Consider the following 25,659-nt stretch of genomic DNA (forward strand, 5'->3'; position numbering starts at 1 on the left):
ATCGATCAGCAGCTCGGGTATCCCGCAAAGACCGAACCCCCCGGCCGAGATCGTCATCCCGTCCTGCAAGAGACCGTCCAAAGCCTCGCTCGCGCTGGCATAGACCTTCTTCATCAGCCGTCCCCCTCGTGACATCCGTTATCGGCGCAAGTTGTGGCCTGACAGCCCTGCAGTGTCAATCTCGGGCACGGCCATCCGCCTCAGGGTCCGACCTTGCATGAGGGCTTGACTTTGCACGGCTGGGGCGGTCTTTATGCTTCGATGAACAACAGCTTTTCGATCTTTGTCACCTATTATCGCCCGCTGACATAGCGGGGGCAAAGTGATGTCAACCGCGCGGGCACGGCGGTTGACACGACAATGGACCACGGGCTTGCGCCAGTTTCGGGTCTTGTCATGAAGTTTCAACCACGTCTGGCCATCATCGGGTTCGGGGCCTTTGGGCAGTTGATTGCGCGTCATTTGCGGCCGCATCTTCCGGTTTTTGTCTGCGATCCGCGGCATCGCGCCAATGATTTGCCGCACATAAGCCTGACCGAGGCGGCGGCATGCGACATCATCGTGTTGGCCGTTCCTTTGCCGCAATTCGAGCCGGTTCTGCGCCAGATCGCGCCACATTTGCGGCCGGGTGCAACCGTGATGGATGTCGCCTCGGTCAAGATAGGTCCGGCCGAAGCGATGGAACGGATACTGCCCGGACATGTCGAGATCATCGCGACCCATCCGCTGTTCGGCCCGGAAAGTGCCCGGGATGGTATTGCCGGGCATCGTATCGCGTGGTGCCCGTTGCGCGGCGCGGGGCATCGCCGGATCGGTGCGTTGCTACGGGTGATGGGGCTGGATCTGGTGCGCACGACGCCGGATCAGCATGACCGTGACATGGCCGTGGTGCAGGGATTGACACATCTGATTGCGCGCAGCCTTGATCGGTTGGAGCCGCAAACGACCCGCCTGACCACCGCCAGCTTTCGCCGCCTCAGCGAGGCCGTCGCAATGGTGCGTGCGGATTCGCCAGAGTTGCTGCATACGATACTGGCGGAAAATCCCCATGCGGGTCCGGTGCGGCAACAATTTCTGGCTGCCGCAATCCATCTGGACAAGGCTGGTTAAGATGAACCGCCTTCCTCATCTGTCGCGGCCGAAGCCTTCTTGGTGGCTGCTTTCTTGGCCGCAGGTTTCTTTGCCGCGGTTTTTTTGGCTGCAGTTTTTTTGGCAGCGGGTTTTCTGGTTGCCTTCTTCGGCGATTTGGCTGCCTTCGCGGCAATCAGCTCCAGCGCCTGCTCGACCGTGATGTCTTCGGGCGTGACATCGCGGGGCAGGGTGGCGTTGATTTTTTCCCATTTGACATAGGGGCCATAGCGGCCATTCATCACCTGGATCGCGCCGCCGTCCGGGTGATCGCCCAGTTCCTTCAGTGGCGCGGCAGCCGTGCGACCGCGCGTCTGCTTCGCCGCCAAAACCTCGACCGCGCGATTCATGCCGATGGTGAAGACTTCGTCGACATCTGGCAGGTTCGCGTATTTACGATCATGTTTGACATAGGGGCCATAGCGGCCGATTCCCGCCTCGATCATGACGCCGTCATCGGGGTGTGGCCCCACGGGACGGGGCAGTGACAGCAATTGCAGTGCCTGTTCCAATTCGATCGTGGCGGCATCCCAGCCTTTCGGAATCGAGGCGCGGGGCGGTTTGGGTTGATCTTCGGTGGGTTCGCCACGCTGGACATAGGGGCCGAACCGGCCGGTTTTCAGGCTGATCTCGTCCCCGTCATCATGGCCCAGGACGCGATCGCCCACCGGCGCCTCGCCATCGGGCACGGACAGGGGGCGTGTATAGCGGCATTCGGGATAATTGGTGCATCCGATGAACGCGCCACCAGAGCGCGCGGTCTTGAGGTTCAGCCGGCCCTTGCCGCAAAGCGGACAGACGCGCGGATCGCCCCCGTCAGCCCGGGGCGGATAGAGATGCGGCGCAAGTACATCGTCAATCGCGTCCAGAACCTCGGTGATGCGCAGCTCGGACGTGCCTTCCAATGCTTTTGAAAAATCTTTCCAGAATCGTCCCAGAACGTCACGCCAGACCAGATCGCCCGCGCTGATTTCATCCAGTTCGTTTTCCAGGTTCGCCGTAAAGTCATGGCTGACATAGCGCGGGAAATACTTGACCAGAAAGATCGTGACCAACCGGCCCTTGTCCTCGGGGATCAGACGGTTCTTGTCCTTGCGGACATAGTCGCGATCCTGAATCGTCGTGACGATGCTGGCATAGGTGGATGGGCGTCCGATGCCCAGTTCTTCCATGCGCTTGACCAGCGTCGCCTCGGTATAGCGGGGCGGGGGCTGGGTGAAATGCTGGCGGGCCGCGGTCGAGGCAGCGTCGTTCATCAGAAGGCCGTGCGCGGCGCGCTGACCTGCCGGGGCGGCGGGCGCATCATCACCCTTGTCACGGGCCTTGGTGAATTCACCCTCGAACGAGGTGGCGACCAATGCGGCGGTTTCGCCCTGCGTGATGGCGGGCAGCCGGGCGCTGTCTTCGCCTTCGTCATCGTCGCGGCCTTGATCATAGACCTTCAGGAACCCGTCAAACAGCATAACCTGACCGGTGGCGCGCAGCCCGACCTGAGCGTCTTCGCTGCCGATTTCGACGGTTGTACGCTCCATCCGGGCGGCTTCCATCTGGCTGGCGATGGTCCGCTTCCAGATCAGATCATACAGCTTGCGCTGTTCCTCGGCCGTGACCTTCAGCTTGTCGGGTGACAGCATCATTTCGGTCGGGCGAATACATTCGTGGGCTTCCTGCGCGTTCTTGGCCTTGTTCTTGTACATGCGCGGGCTTTTCGGCAGGTATTTTTCGCCGAATTTCGACTTGATCGCATCGCGCGCGGCCATCACGGCCTCGGGGGCCATGTCGATGCCGTCGGTTCGCATATAGGTGATCAGCCCGGCTTCATACAGGCGCTGCGCCGCCGACATGCAGGCCTTGGCGCCCATGCCCATCTTGCGGCTGGCTTCCTGTTGCAGGGTCGATGTCATGAACGGGGGCCAGGGATTGCGGCTTGCAGGCTTGGCGGCGACCGAGGTCACGGCAAGGTTGCGGCTGGTCACGGCGCTGATGGCCATGGCCGCCTTTTCCGTATCGCTCAGATCGAACCGGTCCAGCTTGGAGCCCGCCAAAGAAACCAGTTGTGCGTCGTATTGCGCCCCCGAAGGTGTGGCAAGACGTGCATGGATGGACCAGTATTCGCGCGGCTTGAAGGCCTCGATCTCCATCTCGCGGTCAACGATCAGGCGCAGACAGACCGATTGCACGCGACCAGCGGATTTCGCGCCCGGCAACTTGCGCCACAACACCGGCGACAGGTTGAACCCGACCAGATAGTCCAGCGCACGACGGGCCAGATAGGCATCCACCAGCGCCTGGTCGATGTCGCGGGGCTGTTGCATCGCCTCGGTGACGGCGGCCTTGGTGATGGCGTTAAAGGTGACGCGGTTGACCTCGCTTCCTTTTTTCAAGGATGTGCGCAGCGCTTCCAGCAAGTGCCAGCTGATTGCTTCGCCTTCGCGATCGGGGTCGGTGGCCAGAATCAGGTTCTGATCATCCTTGAGGGCGTCCTTGATCGCCTTCAGGTGTTTCTTGCTGTCGCTGGCGACCTCCCATTTCATGTCGAAGTCATGTTCCGGATCGACACTGCCATCCTTGGGCGGCAGGTCGCGAACATGGCCGAAACTGGCCAGCACACGGTAATCAGCACCGAGATATTTCTCGATGGTTTTGGCCTTGGCCGGAGATTCGACGACAACGACGGGCATATTCACCTCGGGGGACCGCTCAATGGGGCGGCAACATGGGTCGGTGCAGGGGCGCTGTCAACGGGCTGCGGATCAACTTGATGCGCAGACACGGTTCGTTGCGGGTTCCGGCGACCCGTTTTCCGGTCTTAGGTCAGCGCGATTCGTCCCCCCGCCAGCCGGGTCAGCCGGCCTTGCAGCTCAAGCGACAGGATCGCTGCGTTTGCGCTGGCGGCGGGGATGCCCAGCTCTCGGATCAGGTCGTTTTCCTCGGTCGGGCTGGGAGACAGACGAGAGAGGATTCGCGTCTCAAGCTGAACTGCCCCATCGGTATCCGATGTCGATTTCCGTGTCGGCGCCGGGGTGTTGATCGAAACAGCGGAGAGTTCCGACCGGTCGGGGGCAACCGGCGCCAGAGGCCGGGAGGCGCTGGCCGTATCGGGGCCGATCGCCTCGACGACATCTGCCGCCCCGCGCACCAGTAACGCCCCGTCACGGATCAGGATATTGCACCCGGCGGCGCGGGCATCCATTGGATGCCCCGGCACTGCCATCACCTCACGCCCTTGATCCAGCGCATTTTTTGCTGTGATCAGGCTGCCAGAGCGATGAGCGGCCTCGATCACGACCACCGCGCGCGACAATCCGGAAATGATTCGGTTGCGAGTCGGAAAATGCCGGGCAGCTGGTTCGGTGCCGGGAGGTTGTTCTGAAACCAGTGCGCCCCGCTCGGCGATCTGCGCGGCCAGGACCGCGTTTTCCGGCGGGTAGATGACATCGACACCACCCGCCATCACTGCAACGGTGCCGGTCGGCAATGCGGCGTTATGCGCGGCGGTATCGACCCCGCGGGCCAGCCCGGCCACGACCGTGCAGCCCGCCTCGCCCAGCCCCGCCGCCATCGCACGCGCCATGCGCAACCCCAACGAGGATGAATTGCGCGCCCCGATCACCGCCACCGGGTTCTGGGCCAGCCATCGCGGGTCGCCCCGAACCCACAAGACCGGCGGGGCACCGTCAATGTCACGCAGTGCTGGCGGATATTCGGGCGAATCAAAGCGGATCAGCCGCGCACCGGCCTTGCGCCCGGCATTCAGCTCGGCCGCTGCGATTGATTCGGGGCAGGCTTGATAATCCTTTACCCCCGCCGCAGCGGCGATTTCGGGCAGGGCGAGCAGGGCCTGCTGGATGCTGCCATGCTCGCGGTGCAGCCTGTAGAACGTGGCGGGGCCAACGCGGCGGGACCTGATCAGCCGCAGCACGTTCAGGTCGCTGTCCGACACGTCATGCGCATGCGTCTTTGCGCCAAGGGGGAAATGCCCGGTATCCATGCTGCCTCCGCAATCCATGCCATCAGGCATAGCGCGAAAGGGGTTAATGCAAGGTTACCGCAGGACTCATGCCGCCGAACCGCCGACGGTCAGGCCGCCAATCATCAAAGTCGGCTGCCCGACACCAACCGGCACCCATTGCCCCTGTTTGCCACAGTTTCCGATGCCCGGATCCAGCGCCATGTCGTTTCCGATCGCGCGAATATGTTGCAAGGCCGTGGCACCATCGCCGATCAGGGTCGCGCCGCGGATCGGATCGGTGACCTTGCCGTTTTTGACGCGATAGGCCTCCGTACATGAAAACACGAACTTGCCGTTGGTGATATCCACCTGCCCGCCGCCAAAACCCACCGCGTAAATACCATCATCCAGATCGGCCAGGATTTCCGTAGGATCTGCATTGCCGCCGGGCATGTAGGTATTGGTCATGCGGGGCATGGGCGCATGGGCAAATCCTTCGCGCCTGCCATTTCCGGTCGGTTCCACACCCATCAGGCGTGCGTTCTGACGATCTTGCATGTAGCCGACCAGAATTCCGTCCTCGATCAGCACGTTCCGGGCAGGAGGGGTGCCTTCGTCATCAACGGTAATGCTGCCACGGCGATCGGGGATCGTGCCGTCATCGACAACCGTGACTCCGGGTGCGGCGACGCGCTGCCCCATCAGCCCGGCGAAGGCGCTGGCCTTCTTGCGGTTGAAATCGCCCTCCAGCCCGTGCCCGACGGCCTCGTGCAGCAGAATGCCGGGCCACCCAGCGCCCAGAACCACATCCATCACCCCCGCCGGGGCTGCGACCGAACGCAGGTTGACCAACGCGATTCGCAGTGCCTCGTCGACCGCCGCGCGCCAGTGGTCAGGGTGCATCAGCCCGTCGAGCGACACCCGGCCACCGCCGCCATGGCTGCCGGATTCACGCCGGTCATTGTTTTCGACGATCACCGCGACATTCAGGCGGGCCATCGGTCGGATATCGGTGGCCAGTCCGCCTTCGGGGCGCAGGATCGCGACCTCTTGCAGAGAGGACGCGATCGATGCCGTCACCTGCACGACGCGGGGGTCGAGGCTGCGCGCATAATCATCGATCTGGCGCAGCAAATCGATCCGCCGGGCAATCGGAATCCCTGCGGCGGGGTCGGCAGCACCGTAAAGGGGAACGCCCTGCATCGCCGGCGGGGTGGCAAGTTTGCCACCCCCGGCACCAACTGCCAGGCGGGCGGTTTCCGCCGCACGTTTTAGCGATTCTTCGCTGATTTCGGTCGAATGGGCATAGCCGGTGACCTCGCCACGCACCGCACGAAGCCCGAATCCCTGTTCGGCGGTATAGCCCGAATTGCGCAGACGCCCGTCATCGAACACCAGCGTTTCCGCAACCGAACGTTCCAGAAACAGCTCACCATCATCGGCACCGGCCACCGCCTGTTGCAGGATTGCCAATGCCCGGTCGCGGTCAAGGAAACGTTCGAAAGGGTCGAAACGGTCACTGCTCATAAGTTAAATCTCCTTGTTTGCGACCCGATCCGGCGCTTGATCTGTGTGGCAAGGCCCGAAAAAACGCGTCTTGTTCCGATGTATGACTTGCCCGACCGGACGAGATATGGTCATAGAACGGGCCATGTGAAAGGGAAAGGGGCGGCCTCGGCGGCCCCTACGGCCATTGCGGCCGTGCCAACGCAACGGGATGGAATGATGGCAAAAGCGATGATTCGCCGTGCAGTCGCGGCAGCAATGGGGTTCGCTACGGCGGGCATGGTTGCTGGCACTGTGATGGCGCAGGATGTTCTGGGTGATCTGCCGGCAATCGGTAAACCCCATGCAAAAGGAACGGGCTTTCAGCCAGCCGCCACCGAATTGGCGCGCGACCAGCAATGGCTCGATCATTTTGTTCTGATCATCATCGCTGTGGTGACGGTGGTGGTGTGCCTGCTGCTGCTGACGGTGATTTTCCGTTTTAACAGCCGTTCCAATCCTGTTCCCGCGAAATTCACCCACAACACCCCGCTCGAGGTCGCGTGGACGCTTGTGCCGGTGCTGATTCTGGTCGCTATCGGCGCGTTCTCGTTGCCCGCATTGTTCCGCAGTCAGGAAATGCCCGCAAACCCCGATGTCGTCATCAAGGCGATCGGCAACCAGTGGTACTGGTCTTACGAATATCCCGACAATGATCTGAGCTTTGATTCGATCATGTTGGCCAAGGACGAGCTGGCCGAATACGGCTATAGCGAGGACGAGCATCTGCTGGCGACCGACACGGCTGTTGTCGTGCCGGTGGGCAAGACCGTCCTGCTGCAGGTGACCGCCAATGACGTGATCCACAGCTGGACCATCCCCGCCTTCGCCGTGAAGCAGGACGCCGTTCCCGGCCGTATCGCGCAAGCCTGGTTCAACGTCGAACAGGAAGGCGTCTATTTCGGCCAGTGCAGTGAATTGTGTGGTATCAACCACGCCTACATGCCGATCGTGGTCAAGGCGGTCAGCCCTGAAACCTATGCGGCATGGGTCGAAGACCAGGGCGGCGTGATCGGCGAAGAACAGCAGGCCGCGCTTGATCTGCCGGCCGAAAACCGGATCCAGTTGGCCAAGGCCGACTGATTTTTCCAGGCAGACCGGACACAGAATGGCAGAGACCCAGATATATGAAGGCGCCCCCGAGGCCGAGTTTCGCGACTATGTTGCGTTGCTCAAGCCGCGGGTGATGTCTCTGGTCGTGTTTACGGCCTTTGTCGGGCTGTTTGTCGCGCCGGTCGATGTGCATCCGTTCATCGCATTCTGTGCGGTGCTGTTCATTGCCCTTGGCGGCGGTGCGTCGGGTGCGTTGAACATGTGGTATGACGCCGATATCGACGCGGTGATGAAACGCACCCAGAGTCGGCCAATTCCGGCTGGGCGCGTTCAGGGCAACGAAGCGTTGGCCGTGGGACTGACGCTTTCGGGTTTTGCCGTCATGATGCTGGGGCTTGCCGCGAACTGGTTCGCGGCGGGTTTCCTGGCCTTCACGATCTTTTTCTACGCTGTCGTTTACACGATGTGGCTCAAACGCTGGACGCCGCAAAACATCGTCATCGGCGGGGCTGCGGGTGCCTTTCCTCCGATGATCGGCTGGGCCTGCGCCACTGGCGGCATCAGCATTGAATCGCTGCTGATGTTTGCGGTCATCTTCTTTTGGACTCCGCCGCATTTCTGGGCGCTGGCCCTGTTCATGAAGGAAGATTACCACAAGGCTGGTGTGCCGATGCTGACGGTGACGCATGGACGTGCGGCGACACGCCGCCATATCTTTGCTTATACGCTGGTTCTTGCGCCGTTTTCGATCTGGCTGGGGCTGACATCGATCGGTGGGCCGATCTATCTTGCTGTTTCCGTCGTGTTGAACCTGCTTTTCATCATGGGCGGCTGGAATGTGCTGCGCCGTGATGAGGACGTGGCCGTTGCGGATGGGTACGCAGTTGAGCGGCGCGTCTTCAAGCTGTCTCTCTATTACCTGTTCCTGCATTTCATGGCGCTTTTGGTGCAGCATTGGGCGGGCGCGTGGTAATGCCGATGCGGACCGAACATGAACTGCATGGACGCCGCCGTTCGCGCAATGTGGGCCTGGGGCTGGTGCTGATCGGTTTTGTCGCATTGGTTTTCGGCCTGACGGTCGTCAAGGTGCGACAGGGGGACCTGATGGAAGCTTTCGACCATCAGCCGCGCATCTCGGAAACCCCGCTGACACCCGCCCAGCCAGAGGAGGCCGCCGAATGAACCGCGATACCCGTACCGTAGCCGCTCTTCTCGGTGTCGTTGTCACGATGGGGGCGCTGGCCTGGGCCGCCGTGCCGTTCTATAACTGGTTTTGCCGCGTCACGGGATTTGCCGGAACGACGCAGATCGCCGAACAGGCCTCGGATGTTGTTCTGGACGAAGAGATCAGGGTTCGTTTCGACGCCAATGTGGACAAGGATCTGGAATGGACCTTCCGTCCGATGCAGACCAAGATGGACATCAAGATCGGTGAAACCGGTTTGGCCTTTTATGAGGCCGTGAACAATTCGGACCATCCCATCACTGGGACCGCCAGCTATAATGTTGCGCCTGATGTTTCGGGCTATTACTTCGACAAGATCGAATGTTTCTGCTTTACCGAACAGACCCTGCAACCGGGCGAGCGTGTCGAGATGCCGGTGACGTTCTATGTGGACCCCGATCTGGTCAATGATCGTGACGCAAGCTGGGTTCGCGATATCACGCTGTCTTACACTTTCCATCTGACCGAGCCGAAACAGGCGGCGCTTGACGCCCCCTCGGTCACCAATATCAACTGATCTGAAGAGCCGACGGGGACTCGCACATGGCGCACGCAAAGAACCACGACTATCATATTCTTCCGCCGTCGATCTGGCCCTTTATTGCCGCGATCGCTGCCTTCCTGATGCTGTTTGGTGCCGTCGGCTGGATGCATGCGGAAGAAGTGCATCTGCTGTGGATCCCGGTGTCGGGGCCGTGGCTGTTCCTGATCGGTTTCGTCGGAGTGCTGTATGTCATGTATAGCTGGTGGGCCGATGTCATCCGCGAGGGTGAGGAAGGCGATCACACGCCCGTCGTGCGGATCGGCCTGCAATACGGCTTCATCCTGTTCATCATTTCGGAAGTGATGTTCTTCGTTGCCTGGTTCTGGAACTGGTTCAAGAACGTGATGTATCCGATGGGGCCCGAAAGCCCGATCAAGGATGGCGTCTGGCCACCGGAAGGTATCGTCACCTTCGATCCCTGGCATCTGCCGCTGATCAATACGCTGATCCTGTTGCTGTCGGGCGTCGCCGTGACTTGGGCGCACCATGCCTTCGTGCACGAAGGTGATCGCAAGACCACCATCAACGGCCTGATCGTCGCGATTATCCTGGGTGTCGCGTTCTCGATCCTGCAAGCCTATGAATACAGCCACGCCGCCTTTGGTCTGGCCGATACCTCTTATGCCAGCGCCTTCTATCTGGCGACGGGTTTCCACGGCTTTCACGTCATCGTTGGAACCATCTTCCTGGCGGTCTGTCTGATCCGTTTCATGCGCGGGCAGATGTCTCAGGAACAGCATGTCGGGTTCGAGGCCGCAGCCTGGTATTGGCACTTTGTCGATGTCGTCTGGCTGTTCCTGTTCGCTGCCGTATATATCTGGGGGCGGTAACGCGCCAGACCACCACGATTTGCGCGCGGAGCCTGCTCCGCGCGTTTTCTTTGAGGGCGTTGATCGCCCACCCAAGTGAACCGAACCATGCGCCGCATCCTGTTTCCCGCAATCCTCGGCATTGTCGGCTGTACGATCCTGATCAGTCTTGGCCTCTGGCAGCTGCGGCGGCTGGAATGGAAGGAAAGCATGCTGGCTGAAATCCAGGCCAGTATCGATGCGCCTGCCGTGCCGCTGCCGGAAAATATCGACCCGTCGATGAAATATATGCGCGTTACCGTCAGCGGGACGACGACCGGCGCCGAAATCGATGTGCTGTCCGGCAGCAAGGAACAGGGTGGCGGTTATCAGATTGTGTCGCGTTTCGTGACCGATTCAGGCCGCGTCATCCTGGTGGATCGCGGATTTGTTCCCCAGGAACTGCGTCACGAGAAGCGTGGCCCCACACGGCTGGTCGTTCGTGGCAACCTGCATTGGCCTGCCGAGATCAGCAGTTCGACGCCAAAGCCGAACCTTGACGAGAATATCTGGTTCGCGCGCGATGTCCCCGCGATGGCGGAACTGCTGGATACCGAACCGGTGCTGGTCGTTGCCAGCTTCGTTCAGGGGGACGCGCAGGGCGTTCAACCAATTCCGGTTGCCATAGATGGCATCCCCAACAACCATCTGTCATATGCATTGCAATGGTTCATGATTGCGGCCACCTGGGCAGGGATGACAGTTGCCCTGATCTGGCGTATCAGGCAGTCGAAATACTGAAGGAACACCTATGCGTTACGTGTCAACGCGGGGACAGGCCCCGGTTCTGAATTTCGAACAGGCGATGCTTTCCGGGCTGGCCCGTGATGGCGGGTTGTATCTGCCTGAAACCGTGCCTGCATTTTCGGGGCTTGGGGAACTGGACGGGCTGTCCTATCAAGACGTCGCCTTTCGTGTCGTGCGCCCGTTTACCGGTGACAGTTTCACCGATGACGAATTGCGGGGCGCGATCGACCGCGCCTATGACCGTATCAGCCACGCTGCCAAGGCCCCGCTGGTTCAACTGGCGCCCGGACATCACCTGCTAGAGCTTTTTCACGGGCCGACGCTGGCGTTCAAGGATTTCGCGATGCAGCTGATCGCGCAGCTGTTCGAAATCGCGCTGAAGCGCAGCGGCCAGCGGATCACCATTGTCGGCGCGACGTCGGGTGATACGGGCAGCGCCGCGATCGAGGCGTTTCGCGGCATCGACAATGTCGATGTGTTCATCATGTTCCCCCATGGTCGTGTGTCCGAGGTTCAGCGCCGCCAGATGACCACCCCTGACGCCGAAAACGTTCACGCTCTGGCCGTGACCGGGCATTTCGACGATTGTCAGGCGCGCCTGAAGGATCTGTTCAACGATCACGTATTCCGCGACCAGGTCGGGCTTGCAGGGGTGAACAGCATCAATTGGGCACGCGTCGTGGCCCAGATCGTCTATTACTTCACCGCTGCCGCCAGCCTTGGCATGCGCCCGATGGATTTCACCGTGCCGACCGGGAATTTCGGCGATATTTTTGCCGGAAGCATCGCGCGGGCGATGGGGGTGCCCATCCGGCGCCTGATCGTCGCCACCAACCAGAACGACATCCTGCATCGCGCGCTGAGCAGCGGTGAATATCGCGTTGGAACGGTCGAACCCTCGATCAGCCCGTCGATGGATATTCAGGTCAGCTCGAACTTCGAACGTGCCCTCTACTGGGCCTATGGCGGGGACGCCGCGGCCATCACGCAGCTGATGGATGAACTGAAAGCCGGTGGGTTCTCGATAAGCCAAGGGGCGCTGGAAGCGCTGCGGGAACAATATCTTTCGGGTCGGGTCAGCGAAGAGGAAACCATCGCGATGATCCGTACCGTCCGCGAGGAAACCGGGCAGGTCCTTTGCCCCCATAGCGCCGTCGGGGTGGCTGTGGCGCGCAAGCATCTTGAACCCGGCATTCCGATGGTGACACTGGCCACCGCACATGCCGCGAAATTTCCTGACGCGGTTGAACGGGCCGTCGGCCTGCGCCCCGCATTGCCGCCGCATATGGACGGGCTGTTCGATCTGCCCGAGCGTGTCACGCGGGTTGAAAACGATGCCGAGGCACTTAAATCGCTGATCCTTGAACGGAGAACATAATTGACGACTGATCCTCATCTGCGCCTGACAACCCTGCCCAATGGCCTGCGTATCGCAACGCGGAACATGCCGGGGCTGCATTCCGCCTCGCTTGGGGTCTGGGTCAGTGCTGGCGGGCGCAACGAGCGGGTCGATCAGAACGGCATTGCGCATTTTCTTGAGCATATGGCGTTCAAGGGCACGACGACACGCACCGCCCTGCAGATCGCAGAATCGATCGAGGATGTCGGGGGTTTCATCAACGCCTATACCTCGCGGGATGCGACGGCCTATTATGTGCGGGTGCTGGAAAACGATGTCGATCTTGCCTTTGACGTGATTTCCGACATCGTGCTGAACCCGATCTTCGATCCCCGCGAAATCGAGGTTGAACGTGGCGTGATCCTGCAGGAAATCGGGCAGTCGCTGGACACGCCGGACGACATCATTTTCGACTGGCTGCAAGAAGCCGCCTATCCCGATCAGGCCATCGGCCGGCCGATTCTGGGCCCCGCAGAGCGCGTCGGCAGCTTTGGGCGCGCGGATCTCGCCGGATTTGTGTCCGAAAATTACGGTCCCGGTCAGATGATTGTCGCCGCCGCAGGGGCGGTGGATCACGACCGTATCGTCAGGCTGGCGCAACAGGCTTTCGGACAGATGCGCCCGGTTGTCCAGCAGCCGCGCGAAGCTGCGGTCTGGCAGGGCCGCGAGGTGCGTAATGTCAAGAAACTGGAACAAGCGCATTTTGCGCTGGCGCTGGAGGGGCCGGGCTATCTGTCCGAAGATTTCTACGCCGCCCAGATTTTTTCGGCCGCACTGGGTGGGGGGATGTCGTCCCGTCTGTTTCAGAAGATCCGCGAAGAACGCGGTTTGTGCTATACGATCTTTGCCCAGTCCGGTTTCCATGACGATACCGGCATGTTGACGATCTATGCCGGAACCGGGGGTGACGATGTCGCGGGGCTGGCTGATCTGACCGTGGATGAAATCAAGCGCGCCGCCGAGGATCTGACAGGGGTCGAGGTCGAACGCGCCAAGGCCCAGCTGCGCGCCGGCTTGTTGATGGGGCTGGAAAGCCCTTCTGCGCAAGCGGAACGGATCGCGCGGGTTCTGGCGATATGGGGCAGGGTTCTCGACCCCGCCGAGGTCGCCGAGCGGATTGCCGCGGTGAACCTGACCGAAGTTCGCGCTCATGCCGAACGGCTGATCGCGCAGGCGCGCCCCGCCTTGGCGCTATACGGTCCAGTGGCAGGTGCACCGTCGCGTGATCGCCTTGCCGAAAGGCTTGCCGCCTGATGTTTCCGATACGGCGCCCCGTCCGGCTGGAAACCGAGCGGATCGTCCTGCGTCTGCCGGCGCATTCGGATTACAACGCCTGGACCGCGCTGCGAATCGAAAGCCGAGAGTTTCTGACGCCTTGGGAACCGGTCTGGTCGCCGGACCACCTGTCGCGAAAAAGCTTTACGAACCGTGTCTATTGGGCCGCCCGGGCCAGCAAGGGCGGCACCGCCTTTCCGTTGTTTCTGTTGCGCCGCGATGGCGTGCTGGTCGGTGCGATCACGCTGGACAATATCCGGCGTGGTCCGGCGGAAACGGGCACGATCGGCTATTGGATCGGCAAGCCCTTTGCCCGTCATGGATATATGGGCGAAGCGATCGGAGCGCTTGTCCATCATGCCTTTACCACGCTTGACCTGTCGCGGATCGAGGCTGCCTGCTTGCCCGAGAACGCCGCGTCGCGTGGGGTGCTGGAAAAATCCGGCTTCAAATATGAAGGTGTTGCGCAAAGTTATCTGCAGATCAACGGGCGGTGGCGCAACCATGTGCTCTATGCCAATTTGCGCAACGACCGGCGCGGCAAGGCGGATGCGCGCTAGGGATATATCCGCAACGAGGGAGCAGGAACATGGGTTTGAACGCGGCAGATGCGGCTTTGGCGTCGAAATTGCCTCAGGGGGTGCTGCGCGAAGTCACGCCTGCATATCTCGAAGAACCTCGTGGCCGCTATCAAGGGCATGCCGGCCTGATCGCAGCGCCCCGCGATCTTGAAGAGGCGGCTGCAATCGTTCGGGCCTGTTCGGCCGCCCATGTGGCCATTGTTCCGCATGGTGGCGGCACCGGGCTGGTTGGTGGGCAATTGATGCCGGACGGCCCAGCCCCGCTTGTGCTGTCGCTGGAACGGATGAATGCCGTGCGTCGTGTCTACGATGACGAAAGCGTCATGGTTGCCGAAAGCGGTGTCACGCTGCAACAGGCCCGTGATGCCGCGTCCGAGGCGGGGCGACAGTTTCCCTTGTCGCTGGCCTCGCAGGGGACGGCGCAGATCGGCGGGATACTGTCGACCAATGCCGGTGGGGTCAATGTGCTGCGCTATGGCAATGCGCGGGCGTTGTGTCTGGGAATCGAGGCGGTGCTGCCCTCGGGGGAAATCCTGCGTGACCTCAAACGACTGCGCAAGGACAATACCGGCTATGATCTGCGTGATCTGCTGATCGGTGCCGAGGGTACGCTTGGGGTGATCACCGCCGCGTCGCTGGCGCTGGCGCCGATACCGGCTGAAACCGGGGTTGCGATGATGGTGGTCGAAGATCCCGCAGCGGCACTGCGTCTGCTGGCAATGGCACAGTCGCGGATGGCCGGCAGCGTGACGGCCTTTGAGTTGATCGCGGGGCAGGGGCTGGAATTTCTGGCCGAACATTTCCCGCAAATGCGTCAGCCGTTCGACCCCATTCCCCAATGGCAGGTGCTGATCGAGGTCGGGCTGCCGGCGGGATTGGGGGCGCAGGATGCGCTTGAAGGGTTGTTCGTGGCAGGTGCCGAGGCCGGTCTTGTCAGTGATGGCGTGATCGCGCAATCGGGTCAGCAGGTCACGGATTTCTGGAATCTGCGCGAACATATCCCGCTTGCAAACCGCGCGGTTGGTGCGATCGCCAGCCATGACATCAGCCTGCCGCTGTCAGAGATCCCGGCGTTTATCAATGATTCCCGCGCCATGCTGGCCGAACAGGGCGACATGCGGATCAACTGTTTCGGGCATCTTGGGGATGGCAACCTGCACTACAATCTGTATCCCGCCGCCGGGCGCCAGCGTGGGGATTATGACGATCAACGTCATGCCCTGTCGCGGATGGTGCATGAGATGGTCGTTGAACGGGGCGGGTCGTTTTCCGCCGAACATGGTGTTGGACGGCTCAAGGTCGAGGATCTGGCCCGTTGGGGGGATCCCGGACGCCTGTCTGCGATCCGCTCCATCAAGGCCGCGCTGGACCCGAAAGGGATCATGAATCCCGGGGTCATTCTGCCGCGCTAGGTCCTGCCGGCTATGTTTTTCCTTAATGTTTCGATGATACCAAGGCATGATCGTCGAAACACGGGAGGAGACGATGCGGTTGCGCTTTACCCGCGCCAAGGAACGCGCGCGCTATTATGAACGCTATGTGCCCTTTGCGCTTGCGGTGCTGTTTGTGCCGGCGGGGGCGTTGTTGTTCGGGTCCATGCCGGTGCTGGGCTCTATCATGGTGGTCCTTGGTCTGGCCGGTACGCTGACTGGCTTGCATGACCTGACACAAACGCAACATGCGCTGATGCGCAACTATCCGTTATCGTCGCGTATGCGATACCTGCTGGAGCATTTTCGCCCCGAGATCCGGCAATATTTCGTCGAGAATGATCACGACGAGACACCGTTTTCGCGTGAACAGCGGGCCGTTGTCTATCGTCGGGCCAAGGGTATCGAAGGGGTCCGTCCGTTCGGAACCCTGCTGAACGTGTATAGCGATGGCTATGAATGGCTCAATCATTCATTGGCGACGACGCATCTGCCTGATTCGGATTTCCGGATCACGATTGGTGGGCCGGATTGCACGCAACCGTATAAAAGTTCGGTCGTGAATATCTCGGGCATGTCCTATGGGGCGCTTTCGCCCAATGCGATCGAGGCGCTGAACAAGGCCGCCAAGTCCGGCGGATTTGCGCATACAACCGGCGAAGGCTCTATTTCGCGCTATCATCGCATGGGGGGCGATCTGGTCTGGCAGATCGGATCGGGTTACTTCGGGTGCCGCAACGACGATGGCAGTTTCAGCGCCGAACGTTTTGCCGATAACGCGGCCGGTGATGCCGTCAAGATGATCGAGATCAAGCTGAGTCAGGGCGCCAAGCCCGGTCATGGCGGTATTCTGCCCGGCCCAAAGGTGACCGAAGCCATCGCCGAGGCGCGCGGTGTCAAGGAAGGTGTTGCCTGTGTCAGCCCATCATCGCATTCCGCGTTCTCTACGCCGCGCGAGTTATGCGATTTCATCAAGAGGTTGCGGGAACTTTCCAACGGGAAACCTGTCGGAATAAAGATGTGCGTGGGGCATCCGTGGGAATGGTTCGCGATGGCCAAGGCGTTTCACGCGACCGGAACTGCCCCGGATTTCATCGTCGTTGATGGCGGCGAGGGCGGGACCGGCGCTGCGCCGGTGGAATTCGCCGATCACAAGGGTGCGCCGCTGCGCGATGGGCTGATGTTGGTTCACAACACATTGGTGGGGCTGGGGCTGCGCGACCAGATCAAGCTGATCGCGTCGGCCAAGATTATCACGGCCTTTGATATCTGCCGCATTTCCGCCCTGGGGGCGGATGGCGTGAACATGGCGCGTGGGTTCATGTTCGCTATCGGCTGCATTCAGGCGCAGGCCTGCCATACCGGCAAATGCCCGACCGGCATTACCACTCAGGACGCCGATCGGTATCGTGCGCTGGTCGTTCCCGACAAGGCGGTGCGGGCCGCGCGTTTTCACGAAGCGACGATGTTTGCGTTGAAAGAGGCCTGCGAAAGTTCGGGATTGGATCATCCGGATGCGTTTACCCCGCATCACTTGATGATCCGCACCAGTCCGCGCGAGGTTCGCTCGGCGGCCAGCCTGTATGACTGGCTGGCGCCAGGTGAATTGCTGACCGAGAAGGTGTCCCATCCTGCGTTCAGGAAGTACTGGGATCACGCGCGACCAGACAGCTTCGCCCTGACCGCCTAGCGTCAGGTTCCGTCGAAACTGGTCAGGGCATGGACGGGCATTTCCATCTGTTCCAGCTTGGTCCGGCCGCCCAGTTCCGGCAGGTCGATGACGAACGCGCAGCCAATGACCTGTGCGCCCAACCGCCGGCACAGCTTGATACCTGCCTCGGCCGTGCCTCCGGTGGCCAGCAGGTCATCGATGATCAACACCCGTTCACCCGGTTTCAGCGCGTCGTCATGCACCTCCATGACGGCTTCGCCATATTCCAGCTGATAAGCTTCCGAAATGACGGTTCCTGGCAGCTTGCCCTTTTTGCGGATCGGGACGAAGCCGGTCGACAATTGATGGGCCAATGCGCCACCAAGGATAAAACCGCGCGCTTCCAGCCCGACAACCTTGTCGATGGGGATCCCCGCATAGGGGTGCAGCAACTGATCGATCGCCATGCGAAACCCGCGGGCATCGGCAAACAGCGTCGTGACATCGCGGAACATGATGCCTTCATGGGGAAAATCCGCGATGGTGCGGATGTAATCTCGGACGTTATTCATCATTCGGGCCGTTCCATTTCAAACAGATCGCTGACGGCGGCGTAATCCTTGTATCCCATGCGTGCAATCCAGCCGCCTGCGGCACGTGGGTCGAAGCGGCCGTCGACGATACAATCATCGCGGATATGCACCCCGGTCACGACGCCGAGGACGACGAAATTCGCCTGACCGGCAAGCGGCACGATCTGTGTCATGCGGCATTCAAGCGCGGCCGCCGCATTCGCGACCCGCGGGCAATCGATGCTGTGACATTCCTCGGCGGCGATGCCTGTGGCGTCGAATTCATTCCGACCCGCCGCCAGCGGTGCCGAGCTGGCGTTTATCTGGTCGCGCAGGTCGCCGGTGCCGATATTGACGCAGAAGGTTCCGCTTTCGATGATCTGCGAGACACTGTCCTTGGTGCCGTGTCGGTCGGGCTTGGTGCCTGTCGATGCAAACATCACCTGTGGCGGCACATAGGCGACGGCATTGAAGAATGAATAGGGCGCCAGATTGTCCCCTTGCGCGCCGCGGGTCGATATCCAGCCGATCGGTCGTGGTGCAATCAGCGCGTTAAAGGGGTTGTGTGGCAGGCCGTGACCGGCTTCGGGGCGGTAGAACATGATCGGCCTCTTTTCCAGGAAGCTTACAACCTGCCACCGCTTTTTGCCGGCTGCAATGTTCCGCATGGCGCAAGGCCATGATAATGGGCCGCCTGAGACGAGGAGGGCCGATGTATTCGATCAGCACCGAGACGCCTGCGGACGAATATGAAGTCGAGGCGCTATATGACCTTTGCTTTGCTCCGGGACGAACGGCGCTGTCGTCATATCGTTTGCGCGATGGTGTCCCGCGCGTTGCGGATCTGTGTCTGTCCCTGCGGGACGAACACCGGATTTTGCTGGCGGCGATTCGCTATTGGCCGGTGCGCATCCAAGAACATCAGGCGCTGCTTCTGGGGCCGATCGCGGTTCACCCGACGGCACAGGGCGAAGGTTTCGGCGCGATGCTGATGCGCGACAGCCTGGCGCGCGCAAGGGATTCAGGTTGGTCGCGGGTGCTGCTTGTCGGGGATGCCCCATATTATTCGCGGTTCGGCTTCTTTCGGCTGCAAGGGGTCGACATGCCGCCACCCACGAATCCGGACCGCATTCTGGGCTTGGAACTTGGCGAAGATTCATGGGTTGGGATCACAGGAACTGTATGTCGGGCCGCGTGATCTGGCGAAACCGGGCCGGGTCTCCCATATTCTGAACATGTGCCGGCAGGGTTGAAAACCGAAAGATGGATATGATGGATCGAAAGCCGCAGGTCGTTCTTCCGCCGATCACGGATGATGCAGTGCATCAACAGATCAACCGTCTTGCCCGACGTTACGTCGATGCGGGGGGGCTGGGGATGGAGTTGCTGTCCATCGTGGGAACCAGCGCCGAAACCCTGATCGAGCGGCTGCCCGGCTTTGTCCGTTCACGCATGGACGGGTTGACGCGGATGGCATTGCGGCGCGCCTTCAGCGTGGCCTGTTCGTCGCGCCGGGTGCTGCGCGACCGGGGTGACTGGTTCAACCGTATGACCTCGACCGTCAGTGGCGCTGCCGGGGGCGCCGGCGGGATCGCCGGTGCAATGGTCGAGCTGCCGGTTACCGTGACACTGCTGCTGCGCTCGATGCTGGACATTGCGGCGGAACACGGTCTGGATCCCGACAGCGAAGAGGTGCAGCTTGAATGCCTGCGCATATTCGCGTCCGCCGGTCCGATGGAAGATGACGATGACGTGGATCTTGGTCTGTTGGCGGCACGCCTTTCGATCACCGGTCAGACCGTGCAGGGCGTTATTGCACGTGTAGCGCCCCGTCTGTCGGTGTCGCTGGCGCAAAAGCTTGCGGCGCAGGCCGCGCCGATATTCGGTGCCGTCGCTGGGGCGTCGATCAACTATACCTTTGCCAGATACTATCAAGAGGTGGCGCGGGTTCACTTCGGGCTGCTGCGATTGGGCCGGGAAACAGGAATCCCGCCCGAGGCCCTGACCGAGGCGCTGCGCTTGGCAATCGGACGTATCGAACATCGACAGCCCCTGCGGTCCGCATAACCGGTTATTGTGATTGCTGTTCCAGCGTCAGCGGTGCGGCGGGCAGGTCCAGATCGGCGGTTGACAGCGGCCCTGATGGGCGTGCCAGTCGCGGGCGCGTTACCCAGTGCAACCGTTCCTGTGCGCGGGTGATCGCCACATAGGCCAGCCGCTTCCACAGCGGGATTCCCGCTTCGCTGCGGTTTGACCAGGCGGCGGCCGAGATGTCCGGTCCAAAGACCTGTACATCTGGCCATTGGCTGCCTTGTGATTTGTGGATCGTAACGGCGGCACCATGCAGGAACGCCGCGCCCATGCCGGCGGCGAAGGGGATGAAAGGCTCTTCCTGATCGGGCATCTCGATCTTGACGATGCTGGCGGCCGACAGCCGGGGATCCTCGGCCCCGATTACATGCAGCCGCGAAAATCCCGGTTTGCGCCCCGGCCCAAGATAGACGACCTGTGCCCCCTTGATCAGCCCCCGCGCTTCCAGATCGATGCGTTTCTTGCGGTATTTCAGCGGCAGTTCCAACCCGTCGCAGATCAGCGGTTCACCCGGCAGCAGGGCGTCACCCGGCGCGCCGAAGGCGGCGCGAAAAGCATGGATCAGCCGGATCCGCGTCGCATTGCGCCAGACCAGCACCGGGCTGCGCGACATCAGGTCCGATTCGACCCGTTCCGACCAGATCACGCGATCATCGCGGCGGGCCGCAGCGCGGATCATGCTTTCGAAATCCTCAAACAGTAATTTGTCATCCGCCAGTGCATGAGCCAGATCGAGGATGGGGCTGTCATCGGCCTGTCGGTGGATGCGGCTCAGGATCAGGCGTTGGCTTTCGGCAAGGCGATCGAACACCATCTCACCGGACAGGCCAACCGGTGCCAGCTGCGCCGGATCGCCAAACAGCACCAGCAAGGGAAAAATTTCCCGCAGATCTTCGAATTGACGTTCATCCAGCATCGAGGCTTCGTCGATCAGGCCGATATCGAGGCCATCTTCCCGACGCTTCCAGCCAGTGATGAAATCCGATCCCCGCAACCCCGCAGCGGCCAATGCCCCCGGAATCGATGCCTGTTGATCGTAGAACGCCTTTGCGCGGTCCAATGCCTCATCGCCAAGCCCTTCGATCTTGGGGCGCTCTGCCTCGCCAGTCAGCCATTCGGCGATTTTCTCGTATTCCGGATCATAGACCGGGGTATACAGGATGCGGTGGATCGTGGTGGCCGGCACCCCTCGGGTTCGCAGGACGAAGGCGGCCTTGTTGGTGGGCGCCAGAATGGCCACCGTGCGGCGATCTTTGCGGCGGCGGCCTTCGTAATCGGCACTGATCAGGTCAACGCCGGCCTCGCGCAATGCGCGGGTCATTTCCGACAGCAACAGCGTCTTGCCCGAGCCGGCTTTGCCGATCACGGCCATCACCCGGCCCTTTCCGGGCTTGGGGGGGCTGATCTCTTCGGCGACAAGATCGATTCCCGCCGTCAGAAAGGTCTCGGTCAGCGAATCCCACGCCGATGCCTGATCCGGCGACAGGGTAGGGGCGGCAGCTACTGGCGTGGGCGATGGTTCAGTCATGAGGAAAGGCATAGTCACTGCGCAAGGAAAAGCGAAGTGCCCGGTAACGTTTTTCGTCTACATATCCCAGTGCGGTTGTCATCCATCTCTGCGAAAGACCGGGCCATCAGGTCAGGATGACCGAAGCAGGACGGTACGCTTGGGGATGGGGTGGGTTTGCCGACCTGCATGTTCGGCGGGCAAGGCGAACTGGCCCGTTGTGCCGAAACGCATTTGCATCATGCCATTCCCGAAGGGAAATGTCACAGCGCTCGGGACATGGAAAAGCAGGTATGATTGCTTCTTCGGTGATCGTCACCCGCGCCACCATATGCGGCGGCGCAGGTGTTTTCATGGAAGATCAGTTGCGGCCCGCTTCGAGCGCGTCTTCGAATGTGCGCAACCCGGTGGTCGGGGCCTGCACCAGAACCGACATGTTTCCGGGCTTATGTTCGTTGCGGAACATTTTCATATGCGCTTCGGGGATTTCGGCCCAAGGGAACACTTCGGACATGCAGGGATCAAGCCGGCGCTCGATCATCAGCTTGTTCGCCGCACTTGCCTGTTTCAGATGCGCGAAATGGCTGCCCTGAACGCGTTTTTGATGCATCCACAGATAGCGCACGTCAAAGGTGCAGTTGAACCCCGTCGTGCCGGCGCAGATCACGACCATACCACCCTTTTTGCAGACCAGTGTCGACACCGGGAACGTGGCTTCGCCAGGATGTTCGAACACGATATCGACATTGTTGCCCTTGCCGGTGATGTCCCAGATCGCCTTGCCGAATTTGCGCGCCTCGGCGAACCATTCCTTGTATTCAGGTGTGTTGACCTTGGGCAGTTGCCCCCAGCAATTGAATTCCTTGCGGTTTATGACACCTTTGGCACCCAGCGACATGACGAAGTCGCGCTTGTCCTCTTCGCTGATGACACCGATCGCGTTGCCACCGGCTGCGTTGATCAGCTGGATCGCATATGATCCCAGCCCGCCCGAGGCCCCCCAGACCAGCACATTCATGCCGGGTTTAAGTTCATGCGGTTCATGGCCGAACAACATACGATAGGCGGTCGCCAGCGTCAGCGTGTAGCAGGCTGATTCTTCCCATGTCAGATGGCGTGGGCGCGGCATGAGCTGCTGGGCCTGAACGCGGGTGAACTGGGCGAAACTGCCGTCGGGGGTTTCATATCCCCAGATTCGTTGGGTCGGGGAATACATCGGATCGCCGCCATTGCATTCCTCGTCGTCCCCGTCGTCCTGATTGCAATGGATGACGACCTCATCGCCGACTTTCCATCGCTTGACCTTGTCGCCAACCGCCCAGACGATGCCGGACGCATCCGAACCTGCGATGTGATAATCGGCCCCGTGTCCATCAAACGGGCTGATCGGCTGGCCGAGACCGGCCCAGATCCCGTTGTAATTGACCCCCGCGGCCATCACCAGAACCAGCACTTCGTGGCTGTCGATGGCAGGGGTGTCAACCACCTCCAGCTGCATCGCGCTATCGGGTTCGCCGTGGCGTTCGCGACGTATCGCCCAGGCATGCATCTGCGCGGGAACATGGCCCAAGGGGGGCATTTCGCCCACCGCATAAAGATCTTTCACAGGCGCATCATAGGGTGCGATCGGGGTCGGGGAATCCAAAGCCATGAGCATCTCCTTGTTCGTGCCGCAGTGCAGAATCGTCGCGGGGTTTTTAGCAGTCCTAGATGTCACGTTGAAACAATGCAACAAAGAATATCAAGTTTAGGTAATTATATGTCGCAAAACTTTGCCGTATGCCGCGATGCGGCGAATTGACTGCGCAGTTTTATTTCGATAGCAATCTCTCAACCGTTATTTTGTTGCGAGGATATGATGTCCGAGAAAGACAAGCCCTGGCTGTTCCGCACCTATGCCGGTCATTCGACGGCGCAAAAGTCGAACGCTCTTTATCGCAGCAATCTGGCCAAGGGGCAGACGGGTCTGTCGGTGGCCTTCGATCTGCCGACGCAAACCGGGTATGACAGCGATCATATCCTGGCGCGCGGCGAGGTCGGGAAGGTCGGGGTGCCGGTCTGCCATCTGGGCGATATGCGGGCGCTGTTCGACCAGATCCCGCTGGAGCAGATGAACACATCGATGACGATCAACGCGACCGCGCCGTGGTTGCTGTCGTTGTATATCGCCGTCGCGGAAGAGCAGGGGGCGGATATCGCCGCGTTGCAGGGGACGGTGCAGAACGATCTGATCAAGGAATACCTGTCGCGGGGCACCTATATCTGCCCGCCAAAGCCCAGCCTTGCGATGATCACCGATGTCGCGGCCTATACGCGTGAATATCTGCCCAAATGGAACCCGATGAATGTCTGTTCCTATCATCTGCAAGAGGCCGGGGCGACGCCGCAGCAGGAACTGGCCTATGCATTGGCCACGGCGATCGCGGTTCTGGATGATCTGAAGACCAAGGTCCCTGATGACAAGTTTCCCGCGATGGTGGGGCGTATATCGTTTTTTGTGAACGCGGGGATCCGTTTCGTGACCGAGATGTGCAAGATGCGCGCATTTACCGAATTATGGGACGAGATCACGCGCGAACGCTATGGGATCGAAGAGCCCAAGTTTCGCCGTTTTCGCTATGGGGTGCAGGTCAACAGCCTTGGCCTGACCGAGCAGCAGCCCGAAAACAACGTCTATCGCATCCTGCTGGAGATGCTGGCCGTGACCCTGTCGAAGAACGCGCGGGCGCGGGCGGTGCAGTTGCCGGCTTGGAACGAGGCGCTTGGTTTGCCGCGTCCCTGGGATCAGCAATGGTCGCTGAGGATGCAGCAGATCCTGGCCTATGAAACCGACCTTCTGGAATATGGCGATCTGTTCGACGGCAACCCTGCCATCGCGGCCAAGGTCGATGATCTTAAACAGGGCGCGCGGGACGAACTGCGTTTGCTGGATGAGATGGGCGGAGCGATCTCGGCCATCGATTACATGAAATCACGGTTGGTCGAGGCAAATGCCGAACGCCTGAACCGGATCGAGGCGAATGAAACCGTGGTGGTAGGCGTCAACCGCTGGGAGCAGGGTGAGGCCTCGCCATTGACGGCGGGAGACGGCGGAATCATGGTGGTCGATCCGGCGGTTGAGCAGGATCAGATCGAACGTCTGCGCGCGTGGAAAGGGGCGCGCGACGAGGGGGCCGTCGAGGCCGCCCTCGCCGCGCTGCGCGATGCCGCGCAGAGTGGCGCGAATGTCATGCCGGCCTCTGTTCAAGCGGCGAAAGCCGGGGTGACGACCGGGGAATGGGCTGGCGTCATGCGTCAGGTGCATGGAGAATATCGTGGTCCGACCGGGGTGGCACCCAGCCCGTCGAACCGGACCGAGGGGCTGGACGACATTCGCGAAGCGGTCGATGCCGTCAGCGCCCGCCTGGGCCGCAGGTTGAAATTCGTGGTCGGCAAGCCGGGGCTGGACGGGCATTCGAACGGCGCCGAACAGATCGCGTTTCGTGCCCGTGATTGCGGCATGGACATCACCTATGAGGGCATTCGCCTGACGCCCGAACAGATCGTGACCCGCGCCGCCGAGCAAGATGCCCATGTCGTCGGGCTGTCGATCCTGTCGGGCAGCCATTTGCCGCTGATCGAGGATCTGATGCAGAGGATGCGCGAGGCCGGTTTGGGGGATGTGCCTGTGATCGTGGGGGGGATCATTCCCGACGAGGATGCGCAACGGCTGTTGGGCATGGGCGTGACCCGGGTCTATACGCCCAAGGATTTCCAGCTGAACCGGATCATGATGGATATTGTCGCCCTGGCGGATCCGGCCGCGGCCGCAGCGTAAGCCGGTTCCGATATGAAAAACGCCGCCCGTAGGGGCGGCGTCTTGTCGATCATGCGTTCTGAATGGATCAGAAGCCCAGACCGGCATATTTGTTTTTGAACTTGGATACGCGACCGCCCGCATCCATCAGGCGCGCCGAGCCGCCAGTCCATGCGGGATGCACGCTCGGGTCGATGTCGAGGGTCATGGAATCGCCTTCGGCACCCCAGGTCGAACGGGTCTGATAGGTCGTCCCGTCGGTCATCTTGACTTCGATCATGTGATAGTCGGGATGGATATCTTTTTTCATCGTGA

The 25,659-nt window shown here is 61.0% G+C and carries 24 protein-coding genes; 15 read left to right on the forward strand and 9 right to left on the reverse strand.

The window, feature by feature from the left end; genetic code table 11:
* A partial coding sequence (locus tag PAF17_RS00005; RefSeq protein WP_334223651.1) for a CoA-transferase occupies positions 1-114 on the reverse strand: 114 nt, incomplete at its 3' end.
* A 282-nt stretch (positions 115-396) separates the two neighbouring features.
* On the opposite strand from PAF17_RS00005, the gene PAF17_RS00010 reads away from it, so the two are divergent.
* Positions 397-1,110, forward strand: a complete 714-nt coding sequence (locus tag PAF17_RS00010) for a prephenate dehydrogenase (RefSeq protein WP_271887026.1) — start codon at positions 397-399, stop codon at positions 1,108-1,110.
* Here the strand turns inward: PAF17_RS00010 and topA are convergent.
* From topA to tldD, 3 genes are all read right to left on the reverse strand, one after another.
* Positions 1,107-3,809 carry a type I DNA topoisomerase gene (gene topA / locus PAF17_RS00015; protein ID WP_271887027.1) on the reverse strand — a complete coding sequence of 901 codons (2,703 nt, stop codon included), beginning with the start codon at positions 3,807-3,809 and terminating at the stop codon, positions 1,107-1,109. The genes PAF17_RS00010 and topA overlap by 4 nt on opposite strands.
* 128 nt (positions 3,810-3,937) lie before the next feature.
* Positions 3,938-5,119, reverse strand: coding sequence for a DNA-processing protein DprA (gene dprA, locus PAF17_RS00020; RefSeq protein WP_271887028.1), 1,182 nt, complete (start codon positions 5,117-5,119; stop codon positions 3,938-3,940).
* A gap of 66 nt (positions 5,120-5,185) precedes the next feature.
* Positions 5,186-6,607, reverse strand: a complete 1,422-nt coding sequence (gene tldD / locus PAF17_RS00025; protein ID WP_271887029.1) for a metalloprotease TldD — start codon at positions 6,605-6,607, stop codon at positions 5,186-5,188.
* 195 nt (positions 6,608-6,802) lie between these two features.
* On the opposite strand from tldD, the gene coxB reads away from it, so the two are divergent.
* From coxB to PAF17_RS00080, 11 genes are all read left to right on the forward strand, one after another.
* Positions 6,803-7,708: a cytochrome c oxidase subunit II gene (coxB, locus tag PAF17_RS00030; protein WP_271887030.1), complete on the forward strand. Its 906-nt coding sequence runs from the start codon at positions 6,803-6,805 to the stop codon at positions 7,706-7,708.
* 25 nt (positions 7,709-7,733) lie between these two features.
* Positions 7,734-8,651, forward strand: coding sequence for a heme o synthase (gene cyoE, locus PAF17_RS00035; RefSeq protein ID WP_271887031.1), 918 nt, complete (start codon positions 7,734-7,736; stop codon positions 8,649-8,651).
* Positions 8,651-8,860 (forward strand): hypothetical protein, encoded by a 210-nt coding sequence (locus PAF17_RS00040; protein ID WP_271887032.1) that lies wholly within the window; start codon positions 8,651-8,653, stop codon positions 8,858-8,860. Before cyoE ends, PAF17_RS00040 begins: the two co-directional genes overlap by 1 nt.
* Entirely contained in the window at positions 8,857-9,420 is a 564-nt protein-coding gene (locus PAF17_RS00045; protein WP_271887033.1) for a cytochrome c oxidase assembly protein, read from the forward strand. Before PAF17_RS00040 ends, PAF17_RS00045 begins: the two co-directional genes overlap by 4 nt.
* Before the next feature lie 26 nt (positions 9,421-9,446).
* A complete protein-coding gene (locus PAF17_RS00050; protein ID WP_271887034.1) occupies positions 9,447-10,277 on the forward strand; it encodes a cytochrome c oxidase subunit 3 in 831 nt (276 codons plus the stop codon).
* 87 nt (positions 10,278-10,364) lie between these two features.
* Positions 10,365-11,036 (forward strand): SURF1 family protein, encoded by a 672-nt coding sequence (locus PAF17_RS00055; protein ID WP_271887035.1) that lies wholly within the window; start codon positions 10,365-10,367, stop codon positions 11,034-11,036.
* Positions 11,037-11,046: 10 nt separating this feature from the next.
* Positions 11,047-12,420, forward strand: coding sequence for a threonine synthase (gene thrC / locus PAF17_RS00060; RefSeq protein ID WP_271887036.1), 1,374 nt, complete (start codon positions 11,047-11,049; stop codon positions 12,418-12,420).
* Positions 12,421-13,695: a M16 family metallopeptidase gene (locus PAF17_RS00065; protein WP_271887037.1), complete on the forward strand. Its 1,275-nt coding sequence runs from the start codon at positions 12,421-12,423 to the stop codon at positions 13,693-13,695.
* On the forward strand, positions 13,695-14,276 hold the full coding sequence (locus PAF17_RS00070) for a GNAT family N-acetyltransferase (RefSeq protein WP_271887038.1): 582 nt from the start codon (positions 13,695-13,697) through the stop codon (positions 14,274-14,276). The genes PAF17_RS00065 and PAF17_RS00070 overlap by 1 nt, the downstream gene beginning before the upstream one ends.
* 29 nt (positions 14,277-14,305) lie before the next feature.
* Positions 14,306-15,709: an FAD-binding oxidoreductase gene (locus tag PAF17_RS00075; protein ID WP_271887039.1), complete on the forward strand. Its 1,404-nt coding sequence runs from the start codon at positions 14,306-14,308 to the stop codon at positions 15,707-15,709.
* Between the two features lie 46 nt (positions 15,710-15,755).
* Complete coding sequence (locus PAF17_RS00080) at positions 15,756-17,417, forward strand: FMN-binding glutamate synthase family protein (RefSeq protein WP_271887040.1); 1,662 nt, start codon at positions 15,756-15,758, stop codon at positions 17,415-17,417.
* Positions 17,418-17,419: 2 nt separating this feature from the next.
* On the opposite strand, the gene PAF17_RS00085 is transcribed toward PAF17_RS00080, so the two are convergent.
* Together PAF17_RS00085 and PAF17_RS00090 are read right to left on the reverse strand one after the other, a co-directional pair.
* Positions 17,420-17,950, reverse strand: a complete 531-nt coding sequence (locus PAF17_RS00085; protein ID WP_271887305.1) for an adenine phosphoribosyltransferase — start codon at positions 17,948-17,950, stop codon at positions 17,420-17,422.
* Positions 17,950-18,552 carry a flavin reductase family protein gene (locus tag PAF17_RS00090; RefSeq protein WP_271887041.1) on the reverse strand — a complete coding sequence of 201 codons (603 nt, stop codon included), beginning with the start codon at positions 18,550-18,552 and terminating at the stop codon, positions 17,950-17,952. The genes PAF17_RS00085 and PAF17_RS00090 overlap by 1 nt, the downstream gene beginning before the upstream one ends.
* Before the next feature lie 110 nt (positions 18,553-18,662).
* Here PAF17_RS00090 and PAF17_RS00095 point away from each other — a divergent pair, with 110 nt between their 5' ends.
* Together PAF17_RS00095 and PAF17_RS00100 are read left to right on the forward strand one after the other, a co-directional pair.
* Positions 18,663-19,148, forward strand: a complete 486-nt coding sequence (locus PAF17_RS00095; RefSeq protein ID WP_271887042.1) for a GNAT family N-acetyltransferase — start codon at positions 18,663-18,665, stop codon at positions 19,146-19,148.
* A gap of 74 nt (positions 19,149-19,222) precedes the next feature.
* The gene (locus PAF17_RS00100) at positions 19,223-20,017 is read left to right on the forward strand and encodes an EcsC family protein (protein WP_271887043.1); all 795 of its coding nucleotides are present in this window, start codon (positions 19,223-19,225) and stop codon (positions 20,015-20,017) included.
* Between the two features lie 4 nt (positions 20,018-20,021).
* Here PAF17_RS00100 and PAF17_RS00105 read toward each other — a convergent pair whose 3' ends face one another.
* Together PAF17_RS00105 and ccrA are read right to left on the reverse strand one after the other, a co-directional pair.
* Positions 20,022-21,569 (reverse strand): ATP-dependent DNA helicase, encoded by a 1,548-nt coding sequence (locus tag PAF17_RS00105; protein WP_271887044.1) that lies wholly within the window; start codon positions 21,567-21,569, stop codon positions 20,022-20,024.
* A 340-nt stretch (positions 21,570-21,909) separates the two neighbouring features.
* On the reverse strand, positions 21,910-23,199 hold the full coding sequence (gene ccrA / locus PAF17_RS00110; RefSeq protein WP_271887045.1) for a crotonyl-CoA carboxylase/reductase: 1,290 nt from the start codon (positions 23,197-23,199) through the stop codon (positions 21,910-21,912).
* 207 nt (positions 23,200-23,406) lie between these two features.
* Here ccrA and PAF17_RS00115 point away from each other — a divergent pair, with 207 nt between their 5' ends.
* A complete protein-coding gene (locus PAF17_RS00115; protein WP_271887046.1) occupies positions 23,407-25,365 on the forward strand; it encodes a protein meaA in 1,959 nt (652 codons plus the stop codon).
* 67 nt (positions 25,366-25,432) lie between these two features.
* Here PAF17_RS00115 and rpmE read toward each other — a convergent pair whose 3' ends face one another.
* Entirely contained in the window at positions 25,433-25,654 is a 222-nt protein-coding gene (rpmE, locus tag PAF17_RS00120) for a 50S ribosomal protein L31 (protein WP_271887048.1), read from the reverse strand.
* Positions 25,655-25,659: the final 5 nt, after the last annotated feature.

This window comes from Paracoccus onchidii (genome assembly GCF_028294535.1).
GTDB classification, from domain to species: Bacteria; Pseudomonadota; Alphaproteobacteria; order Rhodobacterales; family Rhodobacteraceae; genus Paracoccus; species Paracoccus onchidii.

Excerpts from the sequence above, each read along its gene's own strand:
- PAF17_RS00010 (WP_271887026.1), top strand. The coding sequence starts at position 397 with ATGAAGTTTCAACCACGTCTGGCCATCATCGGGTTCGGGGCCTTTGGG.
- topA (WP_271887027.1), bottom strand. The coding sequence starts at position 3,809 with ATGCCCGTCGTTGTCGTCGAATCTCCGGCCAAGGCCAAAACCATCGAG.
- dprA (WP_271887028.1), bottom strand. The coding sequence starts at position 5,119 with ATGGATACCGGGCATTTCCCCCTTGGCGCAAAGACGCATGCGCATGAC.
- tldD (WP_271887029.1), bottom strand. The coding sequence starts at position 6,607 with ATGAGCAGTGACCGTTTCGACCCTTTCGAACGTTTCCTTGACCGCGAC.
- coxB (WP_271887030.1), top strand. The coding sequence starts at position 6,803 with ATGATGGCAAAAGCGATGATTCGCCGTGCAGTCGCGGCAGCAATGGGG.
- cyoE (WP_271887031.1), top strand. The coding sequence starts at position 7,734 with ATGGCAGAGACCCAGATATATGAAGGCGCCCCCGAGGCCGAGTTTCGC.
- PAF17_RS00040 (WP_271887032.1), top strand. The coding sequence starts at position 8,651 with ATGCCGATGCGGACCGAACATGAACTGCATGGACGCCGCCGTTCGCGC.
- PAF17_RS00045 (WP_271887033.1), top strand. The coding sequence starts at position 8,857 with ATGAACCGCGATACCCGTACCGTAGCCGCTCTTCTCGGTGTCGTTGTC.
- PAF17_RS00050 (WP_271887034.1), top strand. The coding sequence starts at position 9,447 with ATGGCGCACGCAAAGAACCACGACTATCATATTCTTCCGCCGTCGATC.
- PAF17_RS00055 (WP_271887035.1), top strand. The coding sequence starts at position 10,365 with ATGCGCCGCATCCTGTTTCCCGCAATCCTCGGCATTGTCGGCTGTACG.
- thrC (WP_271887036.1), top strand. The coding sequence starts at position 11,047 with ATGCGTTACGTGTCAACGCGGGGACAGGCCCCGGTTCTGAATTTCGAA.
- PAF17_RS00070 (WP_271887038.1), top strand. The coding sequence starts at position 13,695 with ATGTTTCCGATACGGCGCCCCGTCCGGCTGGAAACCGAGCGGATCGTC.
- PAF17_RS00075 (WP_271887039.1), top strand. The coding sequence starts at position 14,306 with ATGGGTTTGAACGCGGCAGATGCGGCTTTGGCGTCGAAATTGCCTCAG.
- PAF17_RS00080 (WP_271887040.1), top strand. The coding sequence starts at position 15,756 with ATGATCGTCGAAACACGGGAGGAGACGATGCGGTTGCGCTTTACCCGC.
- PAF17_RS00085 (WP_271887305.1), bottom strand. The coding sequence starts at position 17,950 with ATGAATAACGTCCGAGATTACATCCGCACCATCGCGGATTTTCCCCAT.
- PAF17_RS00090 (WP_271887041.1), bottom strand. The coding sequence starts at position 18,552 with ATGTTCTACCGCCCCGAAGCCGGTCACGGCCTGCCACACAACCCCTTT.
- PAF17_RS00095 (WP_271887042.1), top strand. The coding sequence starts at position 18,663 with ATGTATTCGATCAGCACCGAGACGCCTGCGGACGAATATGAAGTCGAG.
- PAF17_RS00100 (WP_271887043.1), top strand. The coding sequence starts at position 19,223 with ATGGATCGAAAGCCGCAGGTCGTTCTTCCGCCGATCACGGATGATGCA.
- PAF17_RS00105 (WP_271887044.1), bottom strand. The coding sequence starts at position 21,569 with ATGACTGAACCATCGCCCACGCCAGTAGCTGCCGCCCCTACCCTGTCG.
- ccrA (WP_271887045.1), bottom strand. The coding sequence starts at position 23,199 with ATGGCTTTGGATTCCCCGACCCCGATCGCACCCTATGATGCGCCTGTG.
- PAF17_RS00115 (WP_271887046.1), top strand. The coding sequence starts at position 23,407 with ATGTCCGAGAAAGACAAGCCCTGGCTGTTCCGCACCTATGCCGGTCAT.
- rpmE (WP_271887048.1), bottom strand. The coding sequence starts at position 25,654 with ATGAAAAAAGATATCCATCCCGACTATCACATGATCGAAGTCAAGATG.